Below are 6,930 nucleotides of genomic sequence, written 5' to 3'. Positions count from 1 at the left end.
AAATGTTTGACTTGCTCATTTTGCTTTTTTATAGTGTGTGCTCACTCAAAATTTACGTTGGCGCTTTGTTTTGTTCAGTTTTCAAAGAGCAATTTATCTCGTTGTTCGTTAGAACAACTTGTTAATTCATCATAACACACTATCGATTAGTTGTCAACTTCTACGAAGTTTTTAACTTATTTTTAATCGCTGTGTTTTTCAGCGACCATTTCATCTTATCATTTTCTTTATAAGAAGTCAATAGTTTTTATTGTGTCATTTCTTCTAGCCATTCAGCTATAAGCGATGAAGTTTTGCGTTTGTTTTCTTAGTGCTTATTTATATTAATCCTTTTTTTCATAAAAGTCAACGGGTATTTTATAAATTCCTTAGAAGCTTGTGCATCCCCTTTCCTCTGCTGATTCCAAAGAAATCTACAAGAGATTTTGATTAGTACTATATATAGAAGGAAGGCAACTCTCTATGAGCCCTAAACTCCTTTAACACTCAGATTCAGCCGATTCTTGGCATCTCCTGACATCACCCTACGAAAGGTACAAACTAATATTGACTTGGTGAATTTTCTTATGTTATCATTTAACCAAGTAATATAATCGGAATAGTCATTTTTTATATCAAGTAAACGAACGATAAGAATAGTGAAGGAGATGGACACATGACAGTTGCAAAGGTTATACCAGGGGCAGAATCATTCTTCTATCCCGGGAACTCTATCGGAATCCTCATTTGCCATGGCTTTAACGGAACCCCACAAAGCGTAGGGTATTTAGGTAAAAGTTTGGCCGCCAAAGGTTACACCGTCTACGCACCTCGCTTACAGGGTCACGGAACACATGAGTTTGAAATGGAAACGATCCCTTACCAAGAGTGGATCAAGGATATCGAGACTGCCTATAAAAAGCTAAAGCAAACCTGTACGCATGTGTTCGCAATGGGGCAATCTATGGGTGGTGCCCTTGTTTTGGATTTGGCAACAAAAGTAGCTTGTGATGGAATAATGACAATCAACGCTGCCCTTCAAGTCCCTGAATATGAAACCTATCGCAACCAAACTGCTCCGCGTTTCATTACAGAAGGGGCTCCTGACATTAAAGACAAAGATACTACAGAAATCACTTATGATTGCGTACCTATCACAGCTATTAATCAGTTGCTTACTATTATGGAACATACGAATGAACAACTCGAGGACATCAGCTGCCCTGCCCTCATCTTCCATTCTCCCGAAGATCATGTTGTCCCATCTCAATGTTCGGACCGAATATATAATTCCGTCAGTTCTCATAGCAAGGAGTTGATCTCCCTTACTAACTCCTATCATGTTGCTTCGCTTGATTATGATAAAGAATTAATCGTGGAGCGTGCTTATCATTTCATTAAGAAACACAGCAAAGATATAACGATTGCTTCTTAAGATTTTTCTCTCATTATGGTTTACTCAAATATCCCACGGGTATAAGTAAAGTAGACAAAAACAAGGAGGTAACTCATAATGAGCGGATTATCAGACAAGATAAAAGGTACTGTCAATAAAGCAAAAGGTGAAACAAAAGACCAAGTCGGAAACGCTAAGAATGATCCTCACTTACAAGCTGAAGGAAAACTTGATAAATTAAAAGGTAATGTCCAAGAAGGAATCGGCAAGGTAAAAGATTCCCATAGATAAGGTTTTAGAAACCACAATTACATGCCTTACGATCACGACAAGTAAACCCCCACCTATAAACAGAAGAGGCTGCAGATTATTCTGCAGCCTCTTTCTTTATCAAGTAGCTTGGATTACGACCACACACATATCATCAGGTTGGTCGAGATGGAGTTCAGCAGGCATGACCAGATCAATCGGAGCATTTCCCTCGCAATCCAACCAATCCCGTGAAACGACTTCTTTTATTTCATCCAGTCCATCCGTTCCTTCCCTATCGATTGCCTCCATGACTCCATCGGTAAATACAAGAATTTGAATTCTATCTTCATAATGAACAATCGTTTTCTCCACTTTCATCTCCGTGAAGAAACCAACAGGACATGTCCCCTTTGAAAGGGACAACACTTCCCCATCATCCATCAAGGCAAAACCCGGTGGATGACCTGCATTTACATATTCCAGAGTTTTATGTTCTGTATCAATCACCATATAAATGGCAGTGAAATAATAATGAATCGGGTTTTCCTTTTTATTAAGGACACTCATCCAATGATTCATTTCGTTTATCACCGCAACGGGATCCGTGTGTTTTCGGATGGCATCCCTTAGAACAGAGGAAATAAACATACAAACAAGTGAAGCCGATATTCCATGGCCCATCATATCAAGTATAATGATTCCGTACCGTTTTTCATCAATCCGGTGCCAATAGTACATATCTCCGGCTAATTTATTTGCAGGGAGGTAAGATGCTTTTATTGTTAAGTGATTATCTACCACCGGCTCACTCAATAGACTGCTTTGCACTTGCATCGAAAGGTCTAATTCATTCCGTATTTTTTCTTCCTGCATTTTATGCCAGTCTTTTTCATATTTAAGCCTTAACCCTACACGGATTCTGGCTAATAAATCAATTTTGTTAATAGGCTTCATAATATAATCGATTCCACCAACATCCAGAGCCTCGGCCACTTTGTTTGAATCTTCAAGTGCCGTTACAAAAATCACCGGTATGTCTTTTAGGTGTGGTATGTTTTGGAGTCTTCTACAAGCCTCTATTCCATCAATTTCAGGCATCATAATATCAAGCAGTATAATATCAACAGAAGTCTTGATTGGCTGAGGATTGTCCACTTGTAGGTAGTCAAACATTTCATGCGCTGACTTCAATGATAGAAAATCCGTATAGCCAGCTCGCTTAAGAATTTTCTCTATAACGAAGAGATTAACCTGGTTATCATCTACGATTAAAATCGTCATTGCTTTATTCCCCTTTTGGCTTATATCGAGCGGCACTTTTATCTTTTATCATGTACTATATAATGCAAGGCTTTCCTGAAAAAAGAATTCCGAACTATATTATATCTTACTTATGCTACTTTTTAAAAATAAGAACATGCATGACAAAAAAACACACATCTAACTAATTAAATGTACCCGTTTTTTCAGGCACCTAAACTTAAAATATAGTTACATTCAAAAAATTAAGGAGTTTTACTTTAATAACGAAAAAAGGAGCTCGCCAGGTTTTTAGCGAACTCCTTTTTTTATAATTTCCTATAAATCTTCTCTCTTGCATCAAAGTCCTTATACACTTCTGAAAAAGAAGAAGTACGAATGGATTCCTTACTGCCGACCGCAAGAAAGCCGTCCTTACAAAGACTGTCATAAAATAATTGATTTACATAAGTCTGTAATTCTCCGGTAAAGTAAATCATTACATTCCGGCACATGATGATATGAAATTCATTGAACGAACCATCCGTCACGAGATTATGCTGGAAAAACACAACATTTTTAAGCAGGTTTGGATCAAGATAAGCATTTTGATAGTCCGTCGTATAATACTCCGAAAATTCCCGTTTTCCGCCTGCTTGTAGATAATTCTTTGTATAAGACTGCATGCGATTGAGGGGTAAAATTCCCTTTTGAGCATGTTCTATTACCGTTTCATTCATGTCGGTTGCATAGATTTTCGCTTTATCGTAGAGCCCTTCTTCTTTTAGCATGATGGCCATCGAAAAGGCTTCCTCACCAGTTGAACAACCAGCATGCCAGATACGGATTTCAGGAAGTTCCTTAAGCAGTGGAACAAGGTTCGTTCGAAAAGCTTTAAAGAAGTCAGGATCACGAAACATTTCCGTAACATTTATTGAAAAGTCATTCAGAAGTTTTTCAACAAATCCTTTTTCATATAAAACCTTTTCAATCATTCCACTCGCTCTTCTTATATGCTCTAATCTCATCCGGTTTTCGACTCTCCGTTGTATGGAAGATCGCATATACTTTCTGAAATCAAAGCCAGAGACTGAATAAACGGCTTGCAAGAGCAACTCAATCTCTATATTTTCTCGTTCTTCAATCGATAGTGTATCCTTCATTCCATTAAAACCTTCCTTACCCGTACTATTAATTCGTTAGCCATACGCGAAGAACAGAAAGTAACTGTTCCAATTTCAATGGTTTACTTACATAGTCAGATGCACCGGCTCTTATACATTTTTCCCTGTCACCTTTCATCGCCTTAGCGGTTAAGGCAATGATTGGGAGATTATCAAACTCATTTTGTTCACGGATTCTAGTCATTGTTTCATAACCATCCATGCCTGGCATCATGATATCCATTAATATGGCATCTATACTCTTTCCTTTTTCAAGGATTTCCAAACATTCATAGCCATTTTCCGCTGTAAGGATTTCCATGCCCTCATTTTTCAGAGCGTTTGTCAAAGCAAAGATATTACGGCGATCATCGTCCACTACCAAGACCGACTTGCCGCGGAAAGGATTAGCGTTCTCTTGTGAATCATCATCAAGTATCACCACATCCGGTTTCTCGTCCACTACGCTAGCGGGAGTTCCTTCATGGCTGGCCGCTGCCACTTCCGGGGAAGCAGCAATCGCTTCTCCCATGTTTTTAAAGCCTTCTGGCATGCTTGGAATGAAGAAGGTGAACGTACTGCCTTCACCCTCTTGGCTATCCACTATAACCCATCCGCCTAGTAATTTAGCAAACTCGCGGCATATGGAAAGTCCAAGTCCGGTACCGCCATATTTCCTCATCGTCGCTCCATCGCCTTGTTGGAACGCTTCGAATATTAATTTTTGCTTTTCTTTCGAAATTCCAATGCCCGTGTCCTTCACATTGATTTCAACCCAATTGCTCGCACCTTTCGTTTGAATCCATTGTGCGACTTTTTCTTCGTCAGCCTTTTTAATCTGAACAGAGACTGAGCCTTTTTCGGTGAATTTAAAAGCATTGGACAACAGGTTTTTAAGAATTTGTTGGAACCGCTGTTCATCAGTGAAGAAAATATCAGGTACATCCTTATCTTTTCTAACGATGAAATCGATATTCTTCTTCTTCGCTACGTGATCGAAGTTTCGATGTAACAATTCCGGTAACTCACTCATATTCATTTCCTCAAAGACAACTTCAAGCTTCCCAACCTCGACTTTTGATAAGTCCAGTATGTCATTGATGAGCGTTAATAAATCCTGACCGGACGAATTAATGACACGGGCGAATTCCTTCTGTTCCTCATTCAATTTACTGTCATTCGTGTCAGATAGCATTTCCGACAGAATCAAGATGCTATTAAGCGGTGTCCGTAATTCATGGGACATATTGGCCATGAATTCGGATTTGTATTTTGAACTTAGTTTTAATTCTTCTGCTTGTTTTTCAAGATTTAGTTTGGCAATTTGAAGCTCTTTTGATTTGTCTTCCGTTTCACGGTTTCTCTCTTCTAATTGCTCGTTAATCATCCGCAATTCCTCAGCCTGTGTCTGCAGTTCCTCTGATTGGGCCTGCATTTCTTCTGACTGGGATTGCAATTCTTCTGATTGAGCTTGTAGCTCTTCAGTCTGTGCTTGTGACTCTTTCAATAGGCGTTCAATTTCCATTCGGCCTTCGACATTGTTGATTGTAATCCCCAAAGTGTCCAAGACTTGAGTCAAGAAATGTTTCTGCAATTTAGAGTAATTCTCCAAGCTTGCCAATTCGACCATAGCTACCACTTCATCCTCAAAAATGACGGGAGCAATAACGATACTTTTAGGGTTTACTTCACCTAACCCTGTTGTAACCAAGTGGAAGTCTTCAGGAATCTTCTCAATGAATTCTATTTTTCTTTCAAGGGCGCATTGACCAATCAAGCCTTCCCCCATACGGAATTCACGTCTTCCCGCACCTTCACCATCGCCTGCGAAACTGGATATTTTTACAAAACGCATATTTTCCCCATCACCGCGTCTGATATAAAACGCCCCAAGAGACGCCCCCATCATCGGTGCAAGTCTGGTGATGAACCTGTCAGCAAGCACTTCTACATCAACAATGCGTTGGTACATGGTCGCAATATCAGCAACTCGGGTTTGTATCCAGTTGCGCTCGCTAATTTTCTCAGTGAACTCTTTTTCCTTACGATTATACGTTTCAAGTGATACGGCCATTTCATTGAAGGAACGAGCGATATCGCCTATTTCATCATTTGTGCGAATAGGAATTCTCGGTACAACCGATAAATTTTTAAAATCAATATTGTTGATGACCTTCGTAATGGATTGCAAATCTTTTGATGTGCTGCGTATCATCCATGCGACAGTCAAGGAAATGACTAGAATACTAAGGATGACTGCGAAAATAGTGAAATTAATCATATCTTCATAGGTTTGCTTCGCATTACTTAACGTATCATTCATAACACTTTCTTGATAATTTTTAAAAGCACCCATCGTACTGATAACCTTTGTCCGCTTATCCCTTTGATCATCCATTAGCTCGCTAATGTCCGTCGTTGGGTTTTTCGATTGTATGTTTTGGATGATTTGTGCCTCGGTTATAGAGTATGTGGCATATTGTGTTTCAAACTCTTTCAATAATTGCCTTGCCTTCGCTTTATTTAACGTACCCGACAATTCAGCGATTTGCGACTCAATCAGGCTGTGGTTTTCATTGATGACTTTAAGGCTTTCCGCTCTTTCTGCCTTGTTGGCCTCATTTGCCGCAAATAAAATTTCACGGTCTGACTGTGTAAACAACTGGCGTATTTCCATCGCGGCAGAAACTTTATAATAACGGTCCTCCACGATTTCAGTCATACTGCCTTTTAGATTATTGAGTGTAAACACCATAAAAGAAAGGAGTATAGCTAAAAAAAGCAGGATTAAACCGAATCCCAGCATTTGTTTTCTCTTAAAACCCATTTTACCCACCCGCCTTTTTTCATTATTTATAGTAAGCGAATATTATTTACCACTCCAAATATATGAGCCTATCC

The 6,930-nt window shown here is 39.2% G+C and carries 5 protein-coding genes; 2 read left to right on the top strand and 3 right to left on the bottom strand.

Annotated elements, in window-relative coordinates; all coding sequences use genetic code 11:
• Positions 1-655 precede the first annotated feature (655 nt).
• The gene (locus tag ACIQXH_RS18640; RefSeq protein WP_402959214.1) at positions 656-1,414 is read left to right on the top strand and encodes an alpha/beta hydrolase; all 759 of its coding nucleotides are present in this window, start codon (positions 656-658) and stop codon (positions 1,412-1,414) included.
• 78 nt (positions 1,415-1,492) lie between these two features.
• Positions 1,493-1,666 (top strand): CsbD family protein, encoded by a 174-nt coding sequence (locus ACIQXH_RS18635; protein ID WP_402875643.1) that lies wholly within the window; start codon positions 1,493-1,495, stop codon positions 1,664-1,666.
• 99 nt (positions 1,667-1,765) lie between these two features.
• On the opposite strand, the gene ACIQXH_RS18630 is transcribed toward ACIQXH_RS18635, so the two are convergent.
• From ACIQXH_RS18630 to ACIQXH_RS18620, 3 genes are all read right to left on the bottom strand, one after another.
• A complete protein-coding gene (locus tag ACIQXH_RS18630; protein ID WP_402959216.1) occupies positions 1,766-2,908 on the bottom strand; it encodes a PP2C family protein-serine/threonine phosphatase in 1,143 nt (380 codons plus the stop codon).
• Positions 2,909-3,195: 287 nt separating this feature from the next.
• The gene (locus ACIQXH_RS18625; RefSeq protein WP_402991434.1) at positions 3,196-4,029 is read right to left on the bottom strand and encodes a CheR family methyltransferase; all 834 of its coding nucleotides are present in this window, start codon (positions 4,027-4,029) and stop codon (positions 3,196-3,198) included.
• 28 nt (positions 4,030-4,057) lie between these two features.
• Positions 4,058-6,856: a response regulator gene (locus tag ACIQXH_RS18620; RefSeq protein ID WP_403125238.1), complete on the bottom strand. Its 2,799-nt coding sequence runs from the start codon at positions 6,854-6,856 to the stop codon at positions 4,058-4,060.
• Between the last annotated feature and the right edge of the window lie 74 nt (positions 6,857-6,930).

This window comes from Peribacillus sp. NPDC097225 (assembly GCF_044761955.1).
Classification (GTDB): Bacteria; Bacillota; Bacilli; order Bacillales; family DSM-1321; genus Peribacillus.
This window is presented reverse-complemented; position numbering and strand designations above follow the sequence as displayed.

Bases quoted from the DNA above. Each gene is read 5' to 3' on its own strand.
- ACIQXH_RS18640 (WP_402959214.1), top strand. From the start codon at position 656: ATGACAGTTGCAAAGGTTATACCAGGGGCAGAATCATTCTTCTATCCC.
- ACIQXH_RS18635 (WP_402875643.1), top strand. From the start codon at position 1,493: ATGAGCGGATTATCAGACAAGATAAAAGGTACTGTCAATAAAGCAAAA.
- ACIQXH_RS18630 (WP_402959216.1), bottom strand. From the start codon at position 2,908: ATGACGATTTTAATCGTAGATGATAACCAGGTTAATCTCTTCGTTATA.
- ACIQXH_RS18625 (WP_402991434.1), bottom strand. From the start codon at position 4,029: ATGAAGGATACACTATCGATTGAAGAACGAGAAAATATAGAGATTGAG.
- ACIQXH_RS18620 (WP_403125238.1), bottom strand. From the start codon at position 6,856: ATGGGTTTTAAGAGAAAACAAATGCTGGGATTCGGTTTAATCCTGCTT.